20 protein-coding genes are annotated in these 21,647 nt (G+C 61.0%); 15 read left to right on the top strand and 5 right to left on the bottom strand.

All coding sequences use genetic code 11. From position 1 onward, the window contains the following. Nucleotides 1-280: 280 nt before the first annotated feature. The 7 genes from EN745_RS07355 to EN745_RS07325 all read left to right on the top strand — a co-directional run bounded on the left by EN745_RS07355 (nt 281) and on the right by EN745_RS07325 (nt 7,497). Nucleotides 281-592: a flavin reductase family protein gene (locus EN745_RS07355; RefSeq protein ID WP_127420893.1), complete on the top strand. Its 312-nt coding sequence runs from the start codon at nt 281-283 to the stop codon at nt 590-592. Nucleotides 593-617: 25 nt separating this feature from the next. After that, nucleotides 618-2,105, top strand: coding sequence for a M81 family metallopeptidase (locus tag EN745_RS07350; RefSeq protein WP_189362984.1), 1,488 nt, complete (start codon nt 618-620; stop codon nt 2,103-2,105). Continuing rightward, nucleotides 2,102-3,256 carry a Xaa-Pro peptidase family protein gene (locus EN745_RS07345; RefSeq protein WP_127420891.1) on the top strand — a complete coding sequence of 385 codons (1,155 nt, stop codon included), beginning with the start codon at nt 2,102-2,104 and terminating at the stop codon, nt 3,254-3,256. The genes EN745_RS07350 and EN745_RS07345 overlap by 4 nt, the downstream gene beginning before the upstream one ends. Before the next feature lie 7 nt (nt 3,257-3,263). Then, a complete protein-coding gene (locus tag EN745_RS07340) occupies nt 3,264-4,202 on the top strand; it encodes a zinc-binding dehydrogenase (protein ID WP_127420890.1) in 939 nt (312 codons plus the stop codon). A 42-nt stretch (nt 4,203-4,244) separates the two neighbouring features. Next, nucleotides 4,245-5,153: a 5-dehydro-4-deoxyglucarate dehydratase gene (gene kdgD / locus EN745_RS07335; RefSeq protein ID WP_127420889.1), complete on the top strand. Its 909-nt coding sequence runs from the start codon at nt 4,245-4,247 to the stop codon at nt 5,151-5,153. A gap of 152 nt (nt 5,154-5,305) precedes the next feature. Beyond that, a complete protein-coding gene (locus EN745_RS07330; RefSeq protein WP_127420888.1) occupies nt 5,306-6,394 on the top strand; it encodes an ATP-binding cassette domain-containing protein in 1,089 nt (362 codons plus the stop codon). A gap of 47 nt (nt 6,395-6,441) precedes the next feature. Next, entirely contained in the window at nt 6,442-7,497 is a 1,056-nt protein-coding gene (locus EN745_RS07325; protein ID WP_127420887.1) for a pyridoxal-phosphate dependent enzyme, read from the top strand. Nucleotides 7,498-7,805: 308 nt separating this feature from the next. On the opposite strand, the gene EN745_RS07320 is transcribed toward EN745_RS07325, so the two are convergent. Continuing rightward, complete coding sequence (locus EN745_RS07320; RefSeq protein WP_127420886.1) at nt 7,806-8,465, bottom strand: GntR family transcriptional regulator; 660 nt, start codon at nt 8,463-8,465, stop codon at nt 7,806-7,808. Between the two features lie 445 nt (nt 8,466-8,910). Beyond that, the gene (locus EN745_RS07315; RefSeq protein ID WP_127420885.1) at nt 8,911-9,795 is read right to left on the bottom strand and encodes a sugar phosphate isomerase/epimerase family protein; all 885 of its coding nucleotides are present in this window, start codon (nt 9,793-9,795) and stop codon (nt 8,911-8,913) included. A gap of 420 nt (nt 9,796-10,215) precedes the next feature. On the opposite strand from EN745_RS07315, the gene EN745_RS07310 reads away from it, so the two are divergent. Further along, nucleotides 10,216-11,352: a Gfo/Idh/MocA family oxidoreductase gene (locus EN745_RS07310; RefSeq protein ID WP_127420884.1), complete on the top strand. Its 1,137-nt coding sequence runs from the start codon at nt 10,216-10,218 to the stop codon at nt 11,350-11,352. A 330-nt stretch (nt 11,353-11,682) separates the two neighbouring features. Here the strand turns inward: EN745_RS07310 and EN745_RS07305 are convergent, their stop codons facing one another. The 3 genes from EN745_RS07305 to EN745_RS07295 all read right to left on the bottom strand — a co-directional run bounded on the left by EN745_RS07305 (nt 11,683) and on the right by EN745_RS07295 (nt 14,410). Next, the gene (locus EN745_RS07305) at nt 11,683-12,363 is read right to left on the bottom strand and encodes a GntR family transcriptional regulator (RefSeq protein WP_245487662.1); all 681 of its coding nucleotides are present in this window, start codon (nt 12,361-12,363) and stop codon (nt 11,683-11,685) included. 125 nt (nt 12,364-12,488) lie between these two features. Continuing rightward, nucleotides 12,489-13,010 (bottom strand): flavin reductase family protein, encoded by a 522-nt coding sequence (locus EN745_RS07300; protein WP_189362983.1) that lies wholly within the window; start codon nt 13,008-13,010, stop codon nt 12,489-12,491. Nucleotides 13,011-13,414: 404 nt separating this feature from the next. Continuing rightward, nucleotides 13,415-14,410: a LysR substrate-binding domain-containing protein gene (locus tag EN745_RS07295; RefSeq protein WP_127420881.1), complete on the bottom strand. Its 996-nt coding sequence runs from the start codon at nt 14,408-14,410 to the stop codon at nt 13,415-13,417. A 106-nt stretch (nt 14,411-14,516) separates the two neighbouring features. On the opposite strand from EN745_RS07295, the gene EN745_RS07290 reads away from it, so the two are divergent. From EN745_RS07290 to EN745_RS07260, 7 genes are all read left to right on the top strand, one after another. Next, nucleotides 14,517-16,043, top strand: a complete 1,527-nt coding sequence (locus tag EN745_RS07290) for a sugar ABC transporter ATP-binding protein (protein ID WP_127420880.1) — start codon at nt 14,517-14,519, stop codon at nt 16,041-16,043. Then, entirely contained in the window at nt 16,040-17,044 is a 1,005-nt protein-coding gene (locus EN745_RS07285; RefSeq protein WP_127420879.1) for an ABC transporter permease, read from the top strand. Before EN745_RS07290 ends, EN745_RS07285 begins: the two co-directional genes overlap by 4 nt. 22 nt (nt 17,045-17,066) lie before the next feature. Next, nucleotides 17,067-18,029 (top strand): substrate-binding domain-containing protein, encoded by a 963-nt coding sequence (locus tag EN745_RS07280; protein ID WP_127420878.1) that lies wholly within the window; start codon nt 17,067-17,069, stop codon nt 18,027-18,029. Between the two features lie 63 nt (nt 18,030-18,092). After that, nucleotides 18,093-18,986 carry an amidohydrolase gene (locus tag EN745_RS07275; protein WP_127420877.1) on the top strand — a complete coding sequence of 298 codons (894 nt, stop codon included), beginning with the start codon at nt 18,093-18,095 and terminating at the stop codon, nt 18,984-18,986. Nucleotides 18,987-19,027: 41 nt separating this feature from the next. Beyond that, on the top strand, nt 19,028-19,780 hold the full coding sequence (locus EN745_RS07270; RefSeq protein ID WP_127420876.1) for an SDR family NAD(P)-dependent oxidoreductase: 753 nt from the start codon (nt 19,028-19,030) through the stop codon (nt 19,778-19,780). Nucleotides 19,781-19,799: 19 nt separating this feature from the next. Beyond that, nucleotides 19,800-20,639, top strand: coding sequence for a transketolase (locus tag EN745_RS07265; RefSeq protein ID WP_127420898.1), 840 nt, complete (start codon nt 19,800-19,802; stop codon nt 20,637-20,639). Continuing rightward, nucleotides 20,636-21,647, top strand: a 1,012-nt coding sequence (locus EN745_RS07260) for a transketolase family protein (protein ID WP_210213736.1), incomplete at its 3' end; no start/stop codon positions are given. The genes EN745_RS07265 and EN745_RS07260, both read left to right, overlap by 4 nt.

Here is a 21,647-nt window from a genome sequence, read left to right as displayed (position 1 = left end):
CCTGTTTTTGGTCATAGCATTCCCCTTTTTTGCTTTTGCTCGAGTGAGCCCGCGCGCCGATTTCGCTAAAGTGTCGACAGCGTTCAGACGACACTTTGTGGAGGTAGCTGCGATCTTGTCAAGTGCCTTTCTTGCGCGTTTTCGATGAGCCGAGCCCGATTATTCGCAAAAAAAAGGGGCGTCCTCCGCCGAATCCGGCCTTGGCATGCGGGAGCTGCATTTTCCAGGTTCCGATGAAAGCCTATTGGCAAACCTACGGCTTTGATCTATTGAATACAGTATGCACTTCCAACCTGTGACCTTGCAGCTTGAATTCAATGCACCTTATGCCGAACGAGCCGTGGCAGCGGTGGTTCTCGGATTCAATGATCCGGAGCATTCTCTCGGGGCTTGGAGCAGGAGCTCGCATGTCGGCGCGCCGGTGCTTGAAGATGTTTGCGCCCACCCCGAATGGAGCGTTTTTAGCGTCCTCGAGGCGGGTGACCATAGGATCATTGTCGGTCGCATCTTGTCGGGCACGGTAACCCAGCATCGTCCGCTGACCTACCGCAGTGGGCAGCACGTCGACTTTGTTTACAAACTCGCCAGTTGATGGTGGCAAAGAAGGGATGGCCAGCATGGCTCGGGTCGGCATCGGCGGGATTTTCCACGAAACGAATACATTTGCTGCCCCCACGGGGCTCGCTGATTTTGAGGTGCTACGCGGCGTTGAGATCTCTTCGTTCAGCGACGGAGCGCGCACCTATCTTGGTGGTCTGATCGACGAGACGGGCGCGCTCGGTTTCGATGCCGTCCCGTTGCTCTACGCCGAAGCCACACCCTCCGGCACGATCCGGCGGGAGGTTTATGTCGCGCTGCGCGAGGAGTTGGTCGAGCGGGCCGCGGCTTCGGATCTGGATGCGCTTCTTTTGTCAATTCACGGCGCGGGCGTCGTGGAAGACATCGACAGCCTTGAAGAGGATTTGTGTGCCGCGCTGCGCAAGCGTCTCGGCGACAAAATACCGATCGTGGCTACCCTGGATCTGCACGGCAACATCCGTCAGCGCCTGGGCGATCTTTGTTCGGCGCTGTTTCCGGTGCGGCTCAATCCACACATCGACCAATACGAGCGCGGGGTGGAAGCGACGCGATGCCTTTGCGAAATCGTGCTGTCGAGAACCGACTTCGAAACGGCGATCGAGCAGGTCCCGATGCTGTTCCCACCCGTTCCGACCAGCTTGCCGGCATTTGTCGAGCTCGACCACCTCTGCACGGAGATCGAAAAGCAGGAAGACGTCGCGTGCGCGCGCGTCATGCACGGCTTTCCCTATGTAGATGTGCCTTGCATTGGAGCTTCGGTAGTCGTCGTGGCCCGCCGCAATGGAACCAATGACGCCCGGCGACTGGCGCAGCGTATCGCCGGCGCCCTTTGGGAGCGACGGGACCAGATCAAGGTGCACAGCCTGCCGCCTGAAGGTGCGATCCAAGAAGCAATGCGCGATGGCCGCGCCATCGTCGTCAATGAGTTTTCCGACAACACCGGCGCAGGCAGCCCCGGGGACGGGACCCATCTTTTGTCGGCTCTCATCGCGGCGGGCACGCGGTCCTGCTTTTCACACATCTTCGACCCCGCCACAGTAGCGCAGGCGACCGCTGCCGGGGTCGGCGCGCGCATCAATGTCTGCCTAGGCGGGCACACCGATGCCCTTCTCGGGCCTCCCATCAAAGCCGATGCACAGGTTCTTGGCCTCAACAACGGGCTCTTCCGGGTAAAGAGCCCGATGGGAACCGGCGAGACGATCGACCTGGGTCTTCTGGCGACATTGCGCATCGGCGGGGTCGACGTGGTCGTGTCCAGTGGGCGCCGACAGACACTTGATGATGGGCCCTTCATCAAGGCCGGGATCGATATCGCTCAATTTCCGATCGTGGCGCTGAAATCGAGCCAGCATTTCAAGGCCTGGTTCGAACCACGCTGCGCCCGCATCGTCACCACAGACCCGCCGGGGCTCTCGCCCATCGATGTGAGCAAGCTGCATCGCCACCGTTTGCAAAGATCGATGTGGCCCATCAGTGCGGACGCGAACTATCGAGCCGAGCATCAAGCTGGACAGGAGCCCGCATGAGCAACCAGGCGGCCGGGGCTGGCTATTGGACGTGCGGCCCTCTGGATTTTGAGCAGGCTGAGTATCAGGCCCGCATTCGCGCGATACGGTCCGAGATGGAGCTGCGCGGGGCAGAGATGCTCCTTGTCGACCAGATCGATCATCTGGCCTACCTTTTCGGTTATCTCGCGACCGCGGCCCGCTACCAAGCTGCCCTTATCCCCGTGGAGGGGGAACCCTGGCTGATCGTTCGCGAACTCGATCTTGGCACCTTCCTCGACCAGTCCTGGTCAAGGTCCTATGAAACCTTTGCCGACGACGAGGATTCGCACGCTCGGGTGACCAGCGCCATTGCGCGACTGGCCCCGAAAAGCCTCGCGATAGAGAAAGACAGCAACATCCTCACTATCGCGCGGCTGAACCAGATCCGTGCCGGCAACCCGGGCATGGAGATAGTCGACTTCTCAGGCGTGATCTGGCAACACCGACTGATCAAGTCGCCCGCCGAATTGGCCTATATCCGCCGCGCGGCCGACATCGCCGACCACATTGTGACCGCCGGCGCCGGCTCGATCAAAGCCGGAGTGAGCGACCGCGACAGTCTTGCCGCCATGTACGAGGTCTCCATCCGTCACGGGGCAGACAACACCCGGGCCGCTATCCTGGGCCGCATGACCGGCGTGGACGCGTTGATAGGCGGGGTGACGGGAGCGCCGTGGGTGCAGGGCGAGCGGGTGTTTCTAGAGGCCACGCCGCAATATCGTGGCTATAGCGCACGCCTTGTTCGGCCAGTGCTCGTTGGCAAGACAGCCGCCGCGGACGTGGAACTTGCCCGGCAAATGATCGCGATCCAGGACCGCCAGATTGCCGCGATGGTTCCAGGCGCCAATGGGGGCGACATCGACGCCATCTGCCGCGGCGAGGTGCTGCGCCAAGGGCTGAAGACAGTCTTCACCCAAATCACGGGCTACACGCTCGGCTATCAGGCTGTGCCCCGCGTCAGCGACCACACCCGGATCATGGCGCCGGGCCAGACCTGGTCGTTCGAGCCCAACATGGTCTTCCATGTCGTCCTGCATACGCCGCAGTTGGCCTTCAGCGAGACAGTCGTTGTGACCGAAACCGGCCCCGAGCGTCTCTCTCGGCTACCCCGCGCCATCCTGTCGGAGTGATGCGCCCATGCTTGCCTATCAAGCGACCCCAACCGGGTTGAGATTGGCGGAACGAAACCGGCCCAGTCCGGGTCCGGGCGAGGTCGCCATCGATGTTGGCGCAATCGCGCTCAATCGCGGCGAATCGCGTCGCGCGATTCATGGGGGATTTGCCGAAGGCTTTGTCCCCGGCTGGGACACGGCAGGTGTGATCAGCCAGGTCGGAGCCGGGGCACGGGGGCTGCCGCTTGGAACGCGAGTGGTTGCGCGTGCCCTCTCCGGTGGCTGGGCGCAATGTCGCATTGCCGATTGCAGGGATGTCGCCGTCATTCCCGCAGATGTCGATCTCGGCCGTGCCGCAACGCTGGCCACCGCCGCCACGACCGCTCTGGCCGCTCTGAAGCGCGGCGGTCCCCTCTTGGGGCGAACGGTAGTGATCACCGGCGCATCGGGCAGCGTCGGCCAGTTTGCGATTCAACTGGCGCGCCTGGGAGGCGCCAGGGTCAGCGCGGTAACGCGCGCTGAAGGCGATCGCGAGCTTCTTGTCTCGCTGGGCGCCCATGACGTTTTCACCAAGCTTCGCGACGTCAAGGGCGCAGATCTCGTCATCGAAACCTTGGGCGGCCCGTCCCTCGTGCAGGCAGCGTGCCTGCTCAATGCTGGCGGCAGTTTGCAATCCCTTGGCTGGAGCGCAGGTCAAGACGCGGTGTTCGCCGATTTCGACCATCTGATGAAAACCGGCGGCACAATTCAGGGCTTCGCCATCGGCGAACGTCATGTCGGCGTGCTGCTCACACAATTGCTCGGGCTTCTGCAGCGCGGCGCGATCAAAACCTGCATCCAGATGCGTCAACCGTGGGAGACCTTGCCTGCTGCGGCCGCGGCCGTTTTGCAATCCGGGTTCCGCGGCAAGGCCGTGCTCGATGTGACCGGATTCGCAGATGCAGCGCCACGGCCGCTCCCCTGACCACTGTCTTCGAACGCCAGCCAAATAAAAAGAGGAATTGCAATGACGCCAACCGATATAAAAGCTGCTCTGGGATCAGGTTTGTTGTCCTTTCCGGTAACCCACTTCGACGCTCAGGGCCGCTTCGCTCCCGAAAGCTACAAATCGCATGTTTCCTGGCTCTCCAGCTTCAAGGCGCCGGTGCTCTTCGCAGCAGGCGGCACCGGCGAGTTCTTCTCTTTGACGCCTGAAGAGGTCCCGCAAGTCGTCCTGGCAGCCAAGGAGGCGGCGGGCGACACCGCAATCGTTTCAGGATGTGGCTATGGCACGGAGATCGCCGTCACCACCGCCAAAGCCGCGCAGAAGGCGGGCGCCGACGGCATCTTGCTTTTGCCGCACTATCTGATCGATGCTCCGCAGCAAGGACTGTACGAGCACGTTCGCAGGGTCTGTCAGTCGATCGATATCGGCGTCATGGTCTATAACCGTGACAACTCCGTTATCCAGGCCGACACGCTGGCACGGCTTTGCGATGCCTGTCCCAACCTAATCGGCTTCAAGGATGGCACCGGTGATATCGGCGCAATCCGGCAAATCACCGCAAAGCTGGGTGACAGGCTTACTTACCTTGGTGGGATGCCCACGGCAGAGCTCTTTGCGGAAGCCTATCTTGGCGCGGGCTTCACAACGTACTCTTCCGCGGTGTTCAATTTCGTTCCGGCCCTGGCGCAGGAGTTCTACCGCGCCCTTCGAGCCGGCGAACGCGCCCGCTGCGAAGCCCTGCTCAACGACTTCTTCTATCCGTTCATGGCAATCCGCAATCGCGCCAAGGGCTACGCGGTGGCGGCGATCAAGGCCGGCGTCCGGTTGAAAGGTTTTGACGCAGGGGCGGTTCGCCCGCCGCTGACGGATTTGTCCGCCGAAGAGCAAGACCTGCTGGCATTGCTCATCGCCAGACAGACCCTGCAGTAACGAAACCGGAAAGGATGGGTGACAAGAAACGATCCACCGCCGGCGCTGCCCTGCGAATGTCGACTTATTGCAACCTGAAGAGGGAATGGCGCCCGTGCGAGCGGGCGCACCCTACTTCACGCTGAAGCCCGGGCTTCTCAAAGGAACGGCCGATGTCTTCGCTCACACTCGACAAGGTAAACAAGCACTACGGCGCCCAGCTGCATGTCCTGCGGGACATCAACATCGAGGTAGCCTCTGGCGAGTTTCTGGTCCTGCTTGGACCATCGGGCTGCGGCAAGTCGACTTTGCTGCATGCCATCGCCGGACTGCACAGAATCAACTCCGGCGAGATCAGGCTTGGCTCCCGCGTCCTCAATGACGTGCCTTGTCAGAGCCGTGACATCGCAATGGTGTTTCAATCCTACGCGCTCTATCCGTCGATGACCGTGCGCGGCAACATCGCCTTTCCCCTGGAGATGCGCAAGCTGCCTCGCCCGGAGCGCGAGAAGGCGGTGGAGCAAGTCGCGCGTCTGTTACAGATAGGACACTTGCTCGATCGCAAACCGGGGCAACTATCGGGCGGTCAGCGCCAACGCGTTGCAATCGGGCGCGCGCTGGTCCGCGAACCGGCGCTCTTCCTGTTCGATGAACCGTTGTCCAACCTCGATGCGCTTTTGAGGGTGGAGATGCGAACTGAGCTGAAGAAGCTTCACCAGCGCATGGGTCGGACCACTGTCTATGTAACGCACGATCAAATAGAGGCGATGACGCTGGCCACACGGATTGCGATACTGGAGAAAGGGGCGGTGCAACAGCTTGGCACTCCCAGCGAGGTTTACAACAAACCCGCAAACCTTTTCGTTGCCAGCTTTATTGGTAGTCCAAAAATCAACCTGGCGCCCGCTGTCATGCGTGGCGGAGGGCTTTTGCTCGATGGCGCCAATACCCAGCTTCCCGTTCCCGAAGAATTTCGCGCTGTGGCGAAGGCGCAAGAACGTCAGGTGACCGTCGCGTTCCGGCCTGAGCACATTGCACTTGCTACCGGCGATGTTGGCGACGCAGAGGTCGACATAGAAGTCGATGTCACTCTGATCGAGCCCACCGGCGCCCATGATGTTGTGATCTTCCACCACGGTGGCGTCGAGCAGTCGGCGCTGCTCAGCGCGGGCTCTATCTCGCAACCTGGTCCAGCGCGCCTGCGCATCGATGTATCGTGCTTGAGCCTTTTTGACCGCGCAACCGGCGTTCGGATTTCATAAGCAGCTGTAAGTCGGCTTATTTCTCTTTCTCGATTGGGCTTCAACCGATGTCGCATCCCGTGTCACCCGTCTCAAGAGCCGATATTGCCCGAGCACTGGCGCAACTGCCGCGCGCCCGCCTCGCGCATCTCCCCACACCGCTTGATCCCTGCCCCAGGCTGGCGGCCGAACTGGACGGCCCAAAGATCTGGTTCAAGCGCGACGACTGCACGGGACTGGCCTTTGGCGGCAACAAGGTCCGCCAGCATGAATACATTCTCGGCGATGCGCTGAGCCGTGGTGTCGACGTGGTGATCCAGGGGGCAGCCTCACAATCGAACCAGTCGCGCCAATTGGCTGCCGCCGCGGCCCGACTTGGAATTGAGTGCATTTTAATGCCGCGAAAAGACGCGCAATTCGAGCATGTGCAGGGCAATCAGTTGATCGCGCGTCGGTTCGGGGCGACGATTGTCCCCATCGAAGCCGGCGCATCGGTAAAGCAGGCTAAGCAGGACATGGCCGCGCGGCTTGAGGCCAGCGGCCGCAGGCCGATGATCCTCGGCATGGGTGCCGAGCGCGCACTGACCCTAGCGGCGGTCGCATATATCGGAGCCTATCTTGAACTCGTGGAGCAGTTCGAAACTCTGGGCGAACCTTTGCCCACCCACATATACGTCACTTCTCAAGTCAGCACACAGGCTGGCCTTCAGGCCGCAGCCGAATTGCTGGGCCATGGTGTAAAGATCTGCGGCATCAACCCGATGGATGCACGTAACGAGGCCTATGAGGCCCCTGTTGAAATCGCCAGCAGATGCCGCGCGGCTGCCGAACTGCTCGGCTTCAGGCTGGACCTCGGTCCCGAGCGCATCCACAACTCTACAGAATTCGTCGGAGAGGACTACGGCAAACCCGCGGCAGTCGCGCAGGAGACGGCGGCGTTGCTTGCCAGAACCGAAGGTATTCTCGTCGACCCGGTCTATTCGGGAAAGGGCTTTTCGGGTCTGGTAGCTGATATTCAAAGCGGGCGGATCAACAAATCTGACCGGACCGTTTTCCTGCACACAGGCGGATTGCCTGCAATATTCTCGTATGCTTCGAGTTATCGCGAGGGGCAAGGTGAATAGAGCTGAACTCGCGCACTCATAGCGCCGCCAAAAACCGCGAGGTTTCCAAGTTGCAGCGAGATCGGCGGAAGCCAGCTCAACTTTTAACCGTGACGCCCAGCGCACGGCACCGCCGGCTCATTCTGCAGGCCGTACTCTGCTCCCGCCGCACGAGCTCGCAAGCCATAGCCGTTTCTGACCGCACTCAAAGGCCAGGAGGAGTTGTTTGAGATAGCGAACTCGCCGCAGACGGCACATCAGGGGCGCCGCGCCGTCACAGAGATGTCAGACGCGATATGGCCATGCCAGCCGATCGCCAGATACCTCTTCTATAGGCTCCAATTTTTGAAAAGCCACCGCACGAATTGATCGTGCTGATTGTTCAAGGCTGCCACAAGACGAGCGGAGTCACGGGATCTCAATGCCTCGAGTTGATCCTTCAGCATCCAGTATTCAATCTTCAGCCATTCGCCATCATTCGTGGAATGAATGACCTTGCGGATGCGGGTCAGGTGATCATTCAACTTGCCCTGCATGCTTCGGAGCAAATCGTTGTCGCAATATTCACGCAACATACTCTGAAGAAAGAAAAATGCGTCCCTCACCGGCGAGGGGTCGTTGGTATCCAATGATTGCTGCGCCTTGTCGAGCAGAACTCCGAATTCTTCGATCCGGGCGGCCGGGATGTTGCCAATAGCCTGAATCGCACACTGCGAATCCAAAGCCTTACGGACTTGATACGCGTTGCTGACATATTTCGCGTCAAGCGGAGCGACGTAGGGTACCTTCCATGCTTCTCCCACAACCAGTCCGTCTTCCTGCAGGCGGGTCAGTGCTGCCTTGACCGGAGAGCGACTAACTCCGAGTTGCTTGGCCAAAACACTTTCAGGCACCACCTGGTTGGGCGGTAGTTCGCCATCGGTGATCATCTTCTTGATGATGTCGTAGACCCGCTCCCCTAATGGTATGTTGCGCTCAACCTCCTGCATGATTTTCCTTTTCGGTCGAAGCCTCGAATCGCTTGAAGGATAATGGAGAGGCTGCTGAATACTGGCAAGGGTGCTAGTGGATGCACTTGTCGGCCTTTGGCTCGGCAGGCGCAGTCCGCGAACAGTCGAGAAGTGGCCGTTCAACAAGTTGGCTAGGACGTCGCTTTAGCCCTTCCTCGGCAATGTCGGAGCAACACGAAAAAGCGCGGTTAAGGTCGCCTTCCAACGCTCGTGCCACAGCCGCTCGTGACCGTAAGTCCCAAAACCGCATGAGCTCGGGACGGATGTCATTGCCACCAGAAGCCTCGACATTTTGCGACCTCCAACACTAATCGAGTTCATACTATCATCGGGATCAGATTGCATCCAGCCGACAGGATACCGATTTTCGCTCGCAAGGTCGCCGATTACCAGGTTCATTCCCGAACCGCGGGAGAGAAGGCCGCTACTCCTGCACCAGTTGCTTCATCTGCCTGTGCACCTCCCGTCCAACCTCGTAGGCATTTCCCTGATGCCATTTTCGACTGAAGGACTCGCAACCCCACCAGTCCTCATATCCGGTGGCCTTGACAGCGTCCGTCCACAATTTCAGATCGATGACACCGGATCCCATTTCGATGTCGCGCAGATCGTCCTCGATCGGGATGCCGCCAGCAAATGGACGCGAGTCGCTTATGTGAACGCCGTAGAGCAGATCCTTGCTCAGACTGGCGACCTCGTCAGGGGTGTCACCGGCTGTGAAGCAATGCCAATAATCGACAATCAATCGGACATTGTCGCGACCGCATCGGTCGATAATCTCCACATTGTCGGCGATTTTGTTTAACGGCGTCCATGACATCGGCTCGAGATAGAGAAGCAGATCGAACTGCGCGGCCACGTCAGCGATGCGAGAGAGGTTCTTGACGGTGACTGCGATCTGCTCCTGGCGAGGAAAGCCGAGCATCCCTTTGTAGAGATCAGTGTGCTCGCCATTAGTATGCGCCACAACGGCCCGGACATCCACTGGGCCCGTCATCACCTGTACGCCTCCTGCTCCGACGAGGTGTGCCAGTCTGAAGGTGGACTCCGCCTCGATCATCAAATCGGCTTCTGACACGCCTCGCCTCTCAATATCGAAGACGGCGCCAAAACCCGGTATGTCGATGCCGTCGAGCTTGGCGACCAATTCCTCTTCGGTGAACCCGGCATCCAGGAAGCCCCGCAGCTTCCTAGATGATGGATCTATGCCGTCGAAACCGACCGTCCGGGCCACATCGATATCCATGACCAGGGGCACGTTCCAAGCCACGGAGGAATGCAGGATCAGCCTATTCTTCTTTTCAGCCATGGCGCGCCCCATCACTCAACGAAATCGCCCAGGACCGGCCTCACGCGCCATCGCAGCTCGCATGGTCAATCAGCGTTCCAAATGGCATTCAGTATGCAATCGGCGATTCAGACTGTCAACACTCGCCTGCTCAATCATCAAAGTCCTCAGAACTGCTCTGCTTCCTGGTCGCCCAATGGTGGAAGCGGCCGCAATGTCCACTTGACAGTGAGGCCCATTCGGATTGAATACTGAATACACAATCACTCCCGTTAGTCGATAACTGAAGCTCGCGTTCTAACGCCACGCCTGATGAGGGAGAGCATATGCCGCGATGCATGCTGAGCCCCGCGTTCCCGCCCGGTTAAAGCGCTCGGGCGCCTGCTGTGCGGGGCCTGTTCTCGATCGATCGCGATTGAAAATCCAACTGGAGAGACTCCGATGACGGACACAAATACATTCGGACGAAGGCTGCGGCTGGGCATGGTGGGGGGAGGCGGCAGCAGTTCGATCGGCCCCAGCCACGCGTCGGCAGCGCGCCTGGACGGTCGTTGGGAGCTGGTCGCGGGCGTCTTCTCGCGCAACCTGGAGCGGACCAGACAGGTCGCGCGAGACCTCTTCATCGATCCCCAAAGGGCCTATGCGGACCACACCGAAATGGCTGCTCGCGAGGCTGAGCGCCCGGACGGCATCGACGCCGTCACGATCTGTACGTTCAACGAAACCCACTATGAAATTGCCGATGCGTTTCTTGCCAAGGGCATCCACGTGATCTGTGACAAGCCCCTAGTGGTGAGCCGCGAGCATGCCAGCGCCCTGAGCGCAAGGGTGGCGGAAACTGGTCGATTGCTTGCCGTGACATACACCTATTCGGGCTATCCCATGGTGCGGATGGCAAGGGACATGATCGCCGGGGGCAGACTGGGCCAGGTCCTATCCGTGCAGGTTGAGTATGCGCATCAGTACCAGACGCAGGCCTTCGGCAAGAAGGAATGGCAGCACGACCAGACCAAGACAGGGGCCCTCGGTGTCGTGGCGTCGCTTGGGACGCATGCATTCCATCTGGCCGAATATGTCAGCGGGCTCCGCGTCGAAGCGCTCGCTGCGGATTTGGCCAGCTTGCGCAATCCGCTCGACGACCATGTCAACATGTTGCTACGCTTCGAAGGTGGCGCCCGCGGAGCCCTTTGGACCACTTCGATAGCTCACGGCTGTCCAAATGGCCTTGCGCTGCGTGTGTTCGGATCCGATGCCGCGATCGCTTGGCAGCAAGAGCATCCCGAACAACTCACCTTTACCGCATCCGGGCAGCAGCCGGTTGTCTTTGCCCGCGGCGGCGCGGGCGTCAGCGCCGGAGCGAAAGCGGCCTCCAGAATTCCTGCCGGCCATCCCGAAGGTTATCTCGAGGCGTTCGCCAACATTTATTCAGCGGTGGCGCGAGCAATTTCGGAAGGTCGAAATACGCCCCATAATGGAGACTTCCCCACCGTTCACGACGGGGCACGGGGCGTTGGCTTCATGTTCACTGCGCTCCGGTCAGCCGAGGCCGGAAGCGTGTTCATTCCATTCGAGTTGTGAGCGTTTCCCAAGACCCGCCTGTGGACAGGGCAGCGAACCACGTCACGAGGTCGCGATCGTGACTGGCGATGGATCGAGCATAGGGGCTGCCATTTGCAAGAAGACTTGCCTCTTGAGGAGTCTCGTCCGTCATGAGCTATGTTGAGGACGCCGGCGGGCAGCATCGGTTCTCAACAGCCACAGCCAGGAATCTCGCTCCGGGCGCTTCCATGGAGATCCCTTAAAGCTCGACGATGTGAAGCAGGAAGGAAACGACGCCGGGGAGGCCCGATTGGTGACCGGCCGGACCTGTGTGTTGACGGCAGCGCGGTTTTGCCCTGCGAAAAGCCGTCAGCCTTTCTCGACTTGATCGGGTGAGATCCAGCTTTGGAGTATCCAGCGCCGGAACATGTCCATGTGCGCGGAAAGCGTTGTGGTCAGCCTGTTGACGTCGCGCGCACGAAGCGCATCGAGTTCGTCCTTCATGACCCAATATTCTATGTGCAGCCATTGGCGGTCATCGGTGGCGCGACTGGCTAGCCTGACGCGGGTCAGATGATCCTGAAGCCGTGCCAGTATCAAGCAGATAAGATCGTTCTCGCAATATGTGAGGAACATGCGCTGCAGATGCTCATAGGCCTCGCGAACCGGATACGGCTTGCCCGCTTCTATGTCCGGCCGGATGTTTTCGAGCACCATCGCAAACGCCTCGATCGCGTCTGCCGGTATGCGGTCCATCGACTGTACTGCGACTTGTATCTCAAGCGCCTTGGTTACCTGGTAGACATCGTCGATGTATTTTCTGTCGAGCGCCGCCACCTGCAGGAATTCCGCGTCTACTTGATTGACGAGACCATCTTCAACCAATCGCTCCAACGCCGCCCTGATCAGCGGTCCGCCGATGTCCAGACGCTTTGCAAGGTCGCTTTCGGAGATCAGTTCACCGGGTCGCAAATTGCCCTCGATGATCAGACTCTTGACCGTCGTGTAAGCCTGTACGCCAAGCGCTGCATTCACTTTGAGTTCCTGCACGGTCAAACTGTGCTCCCTACCTAAACGGCGGCGGCGCCATGTTGGTCATGAAAGCCGACCGTCGCTCAAATCCGTGGTTCGGCACAACCTGTGCCTAGTTGCGATGCGATGCGGCGATTGTGCGCCTACTTGTTGTTGGGCCGGTCCGAAGGTGCCTTGCGAGAGCTTCCAGGATGGGCCGAAAGCAAAGCGTAATTGCGAGCGTGATAAACCAAAGGAGAAGCATCGGCTGTGCCGCCGGCGACGAGGCGCCCAACGACAATCGTATGGTCGCCGGATTCAATCAGGGAATCCACCTGACATTCCGCATATGCTCGCACGTCCTTGATCACGGGAGCACCCGTGGTTTCCCCAAAGGCCCAATCTATTCCGCCGAACTTATCGCCCTGCCCGAACGCGAACTGATCTGAGATCCACGACTGATCACTGGCCAGAAAATTCACCGCGAAACGCTTCTGGGCCCGGATGACCTGAAGCGTGTATTTTGACGATTGCAGACATATGACCAGCTGCGGGGGGCTCAGCGACAGGGACATCACTGCACTAACGGTCAACCCGACCGGTGCCCCACCGGAGTCGGTTGCGGAGACGATGGTTACGCCACTGGGAAAGCCACCGAATATGCCACGAAAGGTGTCGGCATCCACACCTGCCCGGTCTCCTGGCTGTTGCTCGTCTTTCGAAGTTGAGGCCACCGTCTGAGATCTCATACCTGCCAGCCTTCGACTGCATACTGAATTCTGCATACACTAACGCGCACGGATGGGATTTGCAAGCCGGTCGTTAGCCAAGCCCAGTCGCAGGTTCTCTTGGGAGGCCTACTTGGGTTGTGGAGGAGCTCCGCAGCCTGGAAATCAATAGGTATCGCCGGTGTTCAGGTTCCTAGGCGATTACGCCCGAGGCACAGCTGGCAATGGTTGGCACGATTGCACTGAGCCGAGCAGCTCACGACATTTGGAAGAGATGGATCTGGTCGAAAAGAGGCCAGGCGCGATCGGCGCTTCCAATCCTCAGGCGTGCCGCATCCAGCAAGAGTGCCAGATATCCTTCTTCAAGCCATGGCCGCGGGCTTGTCATCCCGCAGTCCGAAATGAGGCCGTCGTTCAAACGATATGCGCAGTCCCAACTCGGACATAAAATGCCGGGCGCGGTCCGTGTCGCGCCTGCCGACCCGCGACACCCATTCCGAAAACAGGCGCACCGCGCGCCGGTTCATATGCCGCGAAGGACAGACAAGCCAGTATCCGGGGAACTCTATCACGTCGAACTCGGTCGAGACGGGCACCAAAGCGCCCGAAACAAGGTCCTCGAACGCGATTGACGTGCTTTCCAGAACCACGCCCGCTCCATCCTTCGCCAGCTGAACCGACATCGAGGAGCGGTCGAAACGATAGGGATAGGTCATGCGCGCGCCCTGGACACCGTTACGCGGCAGCCAGTAATCCCAGCGGAAATAGGCCTTCACGCTGTCGATCAGTCTTGCCTGGCGCAGCTGCTCGCGCGGGTCGGATGAAAGCCTCTGCAGTTCGTTGAGATAAGAAGGCGAGCACATCGGCAGGATCAGGTCGTTGACCACGCAATCCGAATAAAGGCCGGCCCAGCCCCCGTCGCCGTAGCGAAGATCGAGATCAATGACCTCGGTTTCGAAATCCGAAAAATTGGGCGTCGCGTCGACCCGCAGATTCCAGGTCGGATAGTCCTTGCTGAATTCAGCCAACCGCGGCGCCAGCCATTTTTCGCCAAAGGACGGGCTGACCCGGAGGCTGAGTTGAAAGCTCTCGCGCTGCCGAACGATGGCGTTTCGAACCTCGCGGATGGATTCGAAGGCTTGCGTGGTGGTCTGGTAGAGCCGCTCCCCGTCGATCGTCAGGGAAAGGTGGCGTTTTTCGCGCTGGAACAGCCGCACGCCCAACTGGTGCTCGAGCAAGCGCAGTTGCTGGCTGACGGCCGAAGGCGTCACCTGCAATTCCTGCGCCGCTTTCGCCACGCCGCCGAGGCGCGCAACGGCTTCGAAATGCGCCATCGACTTGAACTTGATGTCCGACATATCGTGATCGTCAGTTAAGTTCAGCTACACAGAATGTTAAGAAACGAGAATTGAGCCGAATGTCAATCGGTCGCATCATCCCTGCGATCTCGGGAGGAGATGCAGGATGGAAACGGCCCAGGGCCTGGGCGTCGCCGGCAATGTGAGCGCGGCCGCACAGGTATCGATCAGGACGCCTCTGATCGACGCTGCCAATGTCGAGAAGAGCTACGGCGCAACCCGCGTCCTGCGCGGCGTGAGCTTTCAGGTCTGGGCAGGTGAAATACATGCGCTGCTGGGCGGCAACGGCGCCGGCAAGAGTACCCTCATCCGCATCATCACAGGCCTTACCTCCCGCGATGCCGGCGAGGTCGCCTTCACGTCGGCAAAGCTCGGCCGGGGCGGCCCGATCATAGCGGTGGTGCATCAGGAGCTGGCGCTGCTGCCCGAACTGTCGGTCGCGGAAAACATCGGTATCGTGCATGCGAAGTCCGGCCTGTCGCAGAGCAGCCGCCGCCGCATGCGCGACATCGCGCTCAATGCGCTACGCCTGATCGATGCGGCGATCGGCGAGGAGATCGTGGACCTCCCGGCGGCCAAATTGTCCCTGCATGAAGGGCAAATCGTGGAGATCGCTCGCGCGCTTTCAACGGGCGCCGAAGTGCTGCTTCTCGACGAGCCCACCGCCAACCTGACCGCAGGCGAGACGGCCAAGCTTTTCTCCGTGCTGAAGCGTTTGGCGCGCGACGAGGGTATCGGAATCGTATTCGTCTCGCACAGGATGCGGGAAATCCGCGAGCTCTGCGATGTTTGCACCATCCTGCGGGACGGCATCACTGTGGCGAATGGGACGCCGCTTGCCTCGCTGAGCGACGCCGAGATCATCCAGCAGATGGGGCAATCGACCCACCGTTCCGGCGCGCAGCTCAAGCGGCGGGAGCGCAGCCGAGAGGGTACGCCGGTGGAGTTGCTGGGGCCCGACGGCGCCATTTTGGAAATCTGGCCCGGCACCATCTTGGGGCTGGCCGGCGCACCGGCGGGTCCGACGGGCCTGATCGATCCCCTCGTCGGCGCGGGAGAGGGCGCCGGCTGGCGCCTCTCCGGCGAGGGTCTCGCAGATGGCTTCCCCTCCCCGGCCGCGGCGGCGCGCGCGGGCATCGGCTTCGTCTCGGGTGACCGGGCAGCGAAGGGCATCCTTTCGCAGCTTCCGATCGTCGACAACGTGCTTGCCGCGCGCAGGGTTCGCGACAACCGGCGGATCGTCGGCGCCGCCGAACGGCAGGAATGTTCCGATCTGGTTTCGGCGCTCAAGTTGAAGGCGGGTTCGATCTGGGACCTTCCGGCGTCGCTGTCCGGCGGCAACCAGCAGAAGCTGATCGTTGCGCGCTGGCTCGGATTGCCGCTGCGCATGGTGGTGCTGGAAGAGCCGACGCGCGGCGTCGACATCGGCACCAAGCACGACATCTACGCGCTGATCCGCGAGATGGCGGATACGGGAGCAATCATTGTCTGGTGGTCGACCGAGAACGTCGAGCTGCTCGAGCTATGCGATGTGATCTTCGCCTTCGACACCGAGGGGCGCCCGAAGGGGTTTCTGCCGGACGAGCGCTTCACCGAAGACGGGCTCGCCGAGCTGACGGGGATGGCAGCATGACCGACGCAACCAACGGCGCCGCGACGGCCAAGAAGGCTCGGGCCGCCAGGACCCGCGCGCCCGGGATTCTTCTGTCCTACCGCACCGAGGCCGCAATCGCCGGCGCGATTGTCGTCCTGTTGCTGGCGGTGGGCATATTCGTCCCCGCGGCGCTCAGCATGGGCAACGTCCAAAACATCATCCAGGCTGCGGCGCCGCTCATCATCATGTCGCTCGGCGTCTTCTTGGTCGTGGTCACCGGCGGCATCGATCTTTCGGTCGGCTCGGTGTTCTCGCTGACTGGAATGGTCACGGCGCTGGCAATGGCCAATGGAGCGGACGATCTTACCGCCAGCGTGGCAGGCTTGGCCGTGGGGCTGGTATTCGGCGCGATCAACGGCTTTCTCGTCACTGTCGTCAGGCTCGCTCCTTTCGTCGTCACCCTCATCACCTACGCGGTGGCGGGCAGCCTGGCCTTCATCGTCACCAACGGTCGTTCGATGCCGATTGGTGCGCCGGATTTCTGGCTGCTTAACTCCGGCGAGATCGTCCCCGGCGTTCCCAACCATCTTCTGTTCTGCATCGTCCTGATGGTCGTGCTGGAATATGTGCTGCGCAAGGTCGTGCTGGGCCGCTGGTTCTATGCTGTCGGGTCATCGGCGACTGCAGCCCGGCTGCTCGGCATTCCCGTGCTTCGCATCAAATTCGCCGCCTATGTCATTTCCGGCCTGCTCGCCTCGTTCGCCGGGCTGCTGACGGCGAGCTACATCCTCAATGCCGAGGCAACGGCCGGCGCCAGCCTGATGCTGCAGGCGATTGCCGCGGTCGTCATCGGCGGTGCCAGCCTCTTTGGCGGAACCGGCAGCGCGATCGGCGCGGTGCTCGGCGCGCTGATGATCACCTGCATCCAGAACGGCGTGAACCTCATCGGCGTCAACAGCTTCTGGCAAGGCTCCGTCACCGGCGCCGCGATCCTGCTTGCGGTCCTGATCGACCGCTTCAGCAACAAGAACCGACTCTAGATCATCAACGGGAGGAACCAAGATGAAGTTGAAGAGCATCCTGATTGCAGCACTGGCGGCGTCCGCCTTGTCCAGCGCATCATATGCCGAGGACAAGAAGACCGTCGCCTATATCGCGCCTTCGCTGGACATCTCCTACTGGCAATGGGTCGGCTACGGCGTGAAGGAGAAGGCCAAGGAACTCGGCATGGACTATGTCGAGTACACCTCTGAGAACTCACCCGCCAAGCAGATGGACAATGCGCGGACGGCCGTGACAAAGGGGGTCGCGGCAATCGTGATCGGTCCGGTCAGTTCGACATCGACGCCGCCGCTGCTCAATTATCTGGAAAAGCAGAAGGTGCCGATCGCCTTCGCCGGCATCGGTCCGCAGCCGGGACTAACCAACTACACATCTTCTGTCACCGCAAACAATTATGAGACCGGCAAGGCGCAAGGGAAATTCACCTGCGATCTCGCCAAGGAGCGCGGCGGCAACAAGGTAGGCATGCTGTCGCTGCCGCAGGACCGGGAGAATGCGCAGAAGTATCTCAAGGGCGCCAAGGAGGCGTTCGCGGCAGACGGCTGCGACCTGGTCCAGATGCTTGAAACCCGGGGCCTCACCATCAATGAGGCTGTCACTCAGGCAAACGACCTGCTGACTGCACATCCCGACGTCAAGGCAATCTACGGCATGTATGATGAGGCCGGGAGCGGTGCCGCAAAGGTGGTCGAGACCCGAGGCCTCACCGGCAAAGTTGGCATCACCGTCGCCGATGGCTCGCCCACCACCATTGCGCTGCTGAAGAAGGGGGCGATCCAGGGCATCTTCTTCCAGGAAGCGGTCGGCCAAGGAATCGACGGCACCCAGCAAGTCTACAACGCCCTGACGGGAGGCAAGGTGACCCAGGATCTGGCTCTGGTGATGCCATTGGTCACCGCCGACAAGGTCGACAGTCCCGAGGCGAAGAAGGTTATCGCCCGCGTTTTCCCCCCGAGCAACTGACCGCCTTCGAACGGACCCGCCGGCGAGGCCGGCGGGTCCAGCAGCAAGCGAGGGACCCCGACCGTGGCCGAACTGCCTTTCATCGATCCGCATCATCACCTTTGGGATCTGGAGACCCACTATTATCCATGGCTGACCGATGGCGTTAAGCCGGCCGCCTTCGGCGACTATGAGGCGATCCGCAAGAGCTATCTGATCGACGATTATCTGGAAGACGCCAGGAACCAGAACCTGGTGAAATCGGTGCACCTGGACGTCGGGTTCAATCCGGCCGATCCGGTCGGGGAGACGCGCTGGCTGCAAGGCATCGCCGACCAGCGGGGCTTTCCTCATGGCATCGTCGGCTACGCCGACCTGTCCAAACCCGATGTCGGCGACCTTCTCGACCGGCACATGGAATATCGGAACTTCCGCGGCATCCGGCAGTCGATGAATTATCATGCCGATCCCGCAAAGACCTATCTGGCGCGGCCGGAGGTCAGCCGGACACCCGAATGGCGGCGTGGCTTCCGAGAGCTGGCGAAGCGCGGGCTGAGTTTTGACCTGCAGCTCTATTATCCGCAGATGGGCGAATTTCTTGAATTGGCGCGCGCCTTTCCCGACGTGCAGATCATTCTCAACCATACCGGCATGCAGGTCGACGGACCCGAGCATTTCGACGCCTGGAAGAAGGGCATGCGCCAGCTGGCGCAGGCGCCGAACGTCGCCTGCAAGATCTCGGGTCTCGGCATGGGCGACTGGACATGGACGACGGCGTCGATCCGTCCCTACGTCGAGGAGGCGATCGCCGCCTTCGGCATCCACCGATCGATGTTTGCGACGAACTTCCCGGTCGACAAGCTGTTCTCGAGCTTCGATGCCATCGTGAACGCCTTCAAGGAGATCACGCGACATTATTCGCGTGAAGAGCGGCTCGCGCTGTTCCACGACAACGCCGCCCGGTTCTACCGGCTCTAGATCATCCGCCAAAGAGATTGGAAATAGCAGGAGAGTTCGACATGTTGCTGAAGGGCAAGGCTGTGGTCATTTCAGGCGCCGCGAGCCCACGCGGGATCGGCCGCTCCACGGCAACGCTGATGGCCGAGCATGGGGCGCGCGTCGCGATTCTTGACCTCGATGAGGGGCAAGCGCGTGACGCCGCCGCTTCGCTCGGAGGCGACCATATCGGCCTTGCATGCAATGTCGCCGACCGCGACGCTTGCAAGAGGGCGGCTGTGCAAGTCACCGAAGCCTTGGGCAAGATCGATGTGCTTTGCAACAATGCGGGCATCACCCAGCCGGTCAAGACACTGGAGATCAGCCCGGCCGACTGGGATCGCATCCTCGACGTCAATCTGCGCGGCGTGCTCTATCTCAGCCAGGCCTTCATTCCACACATGCGCGAAAATGGCGGCGGCTCGATCATCTGCATGTCATCGGTTTCCGCGCAACGCGGCGGCGGCATTTTCGGCGGCCCGCATTACTCCGCCGCCAAGGCGGGCGTGCTCGGCTTGGCAAAGGCGATGGCGCGCGAATTCGGACCCGACCGCATCCGCGTCAACTGCGTCACGCCAGGCCTGATCCAGACTGACATCACCGGCGGCAAGCTGACCGAGGCCATGCGCGCCGACATCATCAAGGGGATTCCGCTCAGTCGGCTGGGCGACGCGCGCGACGTGGCCGGCGCCTATCTGTTTCTCGCGTCGGATCTGGCCAGCTACATCACCGGCGCCGTGATCGACGTCAATGGCGGGATGCTGATCCATGGCTGAGGGAGCGGCAGAATTCGAGATGCCGCGCGCGGGCAGCAATGTCAGCCTTGCCGAACGCGCCTATCGCATCCGCCGGCATGCCGTGCGCATGGGCGAAGTCCAGGGCCAGGGCTATGTCGGACAAGCGCTCGGTATCGCCGATGTGCTCGCGGTCGCTTACTTCCATGCGCTTCGCTACCGGCCCGATGACACGCAATGGGAAGGCCGCGACCGCTTTCTGCTGTCGATCGGGCATTATGCGATCGCGATCTACGCCGCGCTGATCGAGGCGGGCGTGCTACCGGAGGAAGAGCTCGAGACATATGGTACCGACGACAGCCGCATGCCGATGTCCGGGATGGCGGCCTATACGCCCGGCATGGAAATCACCGGCGGATCGCTCGGCCACGGGCTCGGCATCGCCGTCGGCATGTGCCTGGGACTGAAGCGCAAGCAGAGCGACAGTTTCGTCTACAATCTCTTGTCCGATGGCGAGCTCGGCGAGGGCTCGACCTGGGAAGCCGCGATGTCGGCCGCACACCACAAGCTCGACAACCTCATCGCCATCGTCGACTTCAACAACCAGCAGGCTGACGGCCCGTCGACGGCGACCCTGTCCTCCGAGCCGGTGACCGACAAATTCGAGGCGTTCGGCTGGCACGCGCAGCGTGTCGACGGCAACGACATCGAGGCGGTCCGCGCAGCATTCGACATTGCCCGAGACCTCAAGGAGCCGCGTCCGCGCATCATCGTCTGCGACACGCGCATGGCAAAGGGTGTGCCTTTCCTGGAGGCCCGCGAAATCACGCATTTCATCCGCGTCGAGCCGCATGAATGGACGCTGGCGCTTGAGGCCCTGGAGAAGGGACGTCCGCAGTGAGGTTGTCAAAATTCGTGCCGCGGCGCGCGGTCAAGGCGGGCGAGCGCAAGACCACGTCGGCGATGATCGCTTCGATAGCTCCGGACGGCTTTGCGACGCGTAGCGCGCCGTTCGGCCACAGGCTGGCCAAGATGGCGCATCAGCGGCGCGAAATCGTCGGGCTCTCCGCCGATCTTGCGAAATACACCGACCTTCACGTCTTCGCTCAGGAACATCCGGACCGATTTTTTCAGATGGGCATGGCCGAGCAGGTTCTGATGAGCGCTGCCGCCGGACTGGCGCGCGAAGGCTTCACGCCTTTCGCCACGACCTATGCCGTCTTCGCCTCGCGTCGCGCCTACGACTTCATCTGCATGGCAATTGCGGAGGAAAGGCTGGACGTCAAGATTGTCTGCGCCCTCCCGGGACTGACCACCGGCTACGGTCCCAGCCATCAGGCGACGGAGGACATCGCAATCTTCCGCGGCATGCCGAACCTGACGATCATCGATCCATGCGACGCGATCGATATCGAGCAGGCCACAGAGGCAATCGCGGACCACAAAGGCCCGGTCTATATGCGGCTCCTACGCGGCAAGGTTCCGATCGTGCTCGACCAGTATGATTATAAGTTCGAGATCGGCAAGGCACGGCTGCTGCGTGAAGGCGCGGATGTGCTGTTCATTTCGAGCGGCCTGATGACGATGCGTGTGCTTGAGGCGGCGACGGCTCTCGAAGCGGACCGCATAAGCAGCGCGGTGCTACATGTGCCGACGATTAAGCCGTTGGACAATGAGAAAATTCTCGCGGCCGCGCGCCAAGCTGGACGTCTGGTGGTGGTGGCGGAAAACCACACCGTAATAGGCGGACTGGGTGAAGGCGTCGCCACCCTGCTCATGCGGGAGGGCGTCACACCCGTCTTTCGGCAGATTGCCCTGCCCGACGAGTTTCTGGACGCCGGCGCGCTGCCGACGCTTCACGACCGCTACGGCATTTCAACCAAGGAAATCGTTCGCCGCGTTCGTGAAT

This window comes from Mesorhizobium sp. M4A.F.Ca.ET.022.05.2.1 (assembly GCF_003998845.1).
Lineage (GTDB): Bacteria > Pseudomonadota > Alphaproteobacteria > Rhizobiales > Rhizobiaceae > Mesorhizobium.
Note: the sequence above shows the minus strand (reverse complement) of the source record. Positions and strands in the feature narration are given on the sequence as shown.

What these genes read in the sequence shown, in the direction of transcription:
- EN745_RS07270 (WP_127420876.1), top strand. Translation starts at nt 19,028, where the DNA reads ATGTTGCTGAAGGGCAAGGCTGTGGTCATTTCAGGCGCCGCGAGCCCA.
- EN745_RS07355 (WP_127420893.1), top strand. Translation starts at nt 281, where the DNA reads ATGCACTTCCAACCTGTGACCTTGCAGCTTGAATTCAATGCACCTTAT.
- kdgD (WP_127420889.1), top strand. Translation starts at nt 4,245, where the DNA reads ATGACGCCAACCGATATAAAAGCTGCTCTGGGATCAGGTTTGTTGTCC.
- EN745_RS07320 (WP_127420886.1), bottom strand. Translation starts at nt 8,465, where the DNA reads ATGCAGGAGGTTGAGCGCAACATACCATTAGGGGAGCGGGTCTACGAC.
- EN745_RS07340 (WP_127420890.1), top strand. Translation starts at nt 3,264, where the DNA reads ATGCTTGCCTATCAAGCGACCCCAACCGGGTTGAGATTGGCGGAACGA.
- EN745_RS07280 (WP_127420878.1), top strand. Translation starts at nt 17,067, where the DNA reads ATGAAGTTGAAGAGCATCCTGATTGCAGCACTGGCGGCGTCCGCCTTG.
- EN745_RS07265 (WP_127420898.1), top strand. Translation starts at nt 19,800, where the DNA reads ATGCCGCGCGCGGGCAGCAATGTCAGCCTTGCCGAACGCGCCTATCGC.
- EN745_RS07315 (WP_127420885.1), bottom strand. Translation starts at nt 9,795, where the DNA reads ATGGCTGAAAAGAAGAATAGGCTGATCCTGCATTCCTCCGTGGCTTGG.
- EN745_RS07295 (WP_127420881.1), bottom strand. Translation starts at nt 14,410, where the DNA reads ATGTCGGACATCAAGTTCAAGTCGATGGCGCATTTCGAAGCCGTTGCG.
- EN745_RS07345 (WP_127420891.1), top strand. Translation starts at nt 2,102, where the DNA reads ATGAGCAACCAGGCGGCCGGGGCTGGCTATTGGACGTGCGGCCCTCTG.
- EN745_RS07290 (WP_127420880.1), top strand. Translation starts at nt 14,517, where the DNA reads ATGGAAACGGCCCAGGGCCTGGGCGTCGCCGGCAATGTGAGCGCGGCC.
- EN745_RS07310 (WP_127420884.1), top strand. Translation starts at nt 10,216, where the DNA reads ATGACGGACACAAATACATTCGGACGAAGGCTGCGGCTGGGCATGGTG.
- EN745_RS07285 (WP_127420879.1), top strand. Translation starts at nt 16,040, where the DNA reads ATGACCGACGCAACCAACGGCGCCGCGACGGCCAAGAAGGCTCGGGCC.
- EN745_RS07325 (WP_127420887.1), top strand. Translation starts at nt 6,442, where the DNA reads ATGTCGCATCCCGTGTCACCCGTCTCAAGAGCCGATATTGCCCGAGCA.
- EN745_RS07330 (WP_127420888.1), top strand. Translation starts at nt 5,306, where the DNA reads ATGTCTTCGCTCACACTCGACAAGGTAAACAAGCACTACGGCGCCCAG.
- EN745_RS07350 (WP_189362984.1), top strand. Translation starts at nt 618, where the DNA reads ATGGCTCGGGTCGGCATCGGCGGGATTTTCCACGAAACGAATACATTT.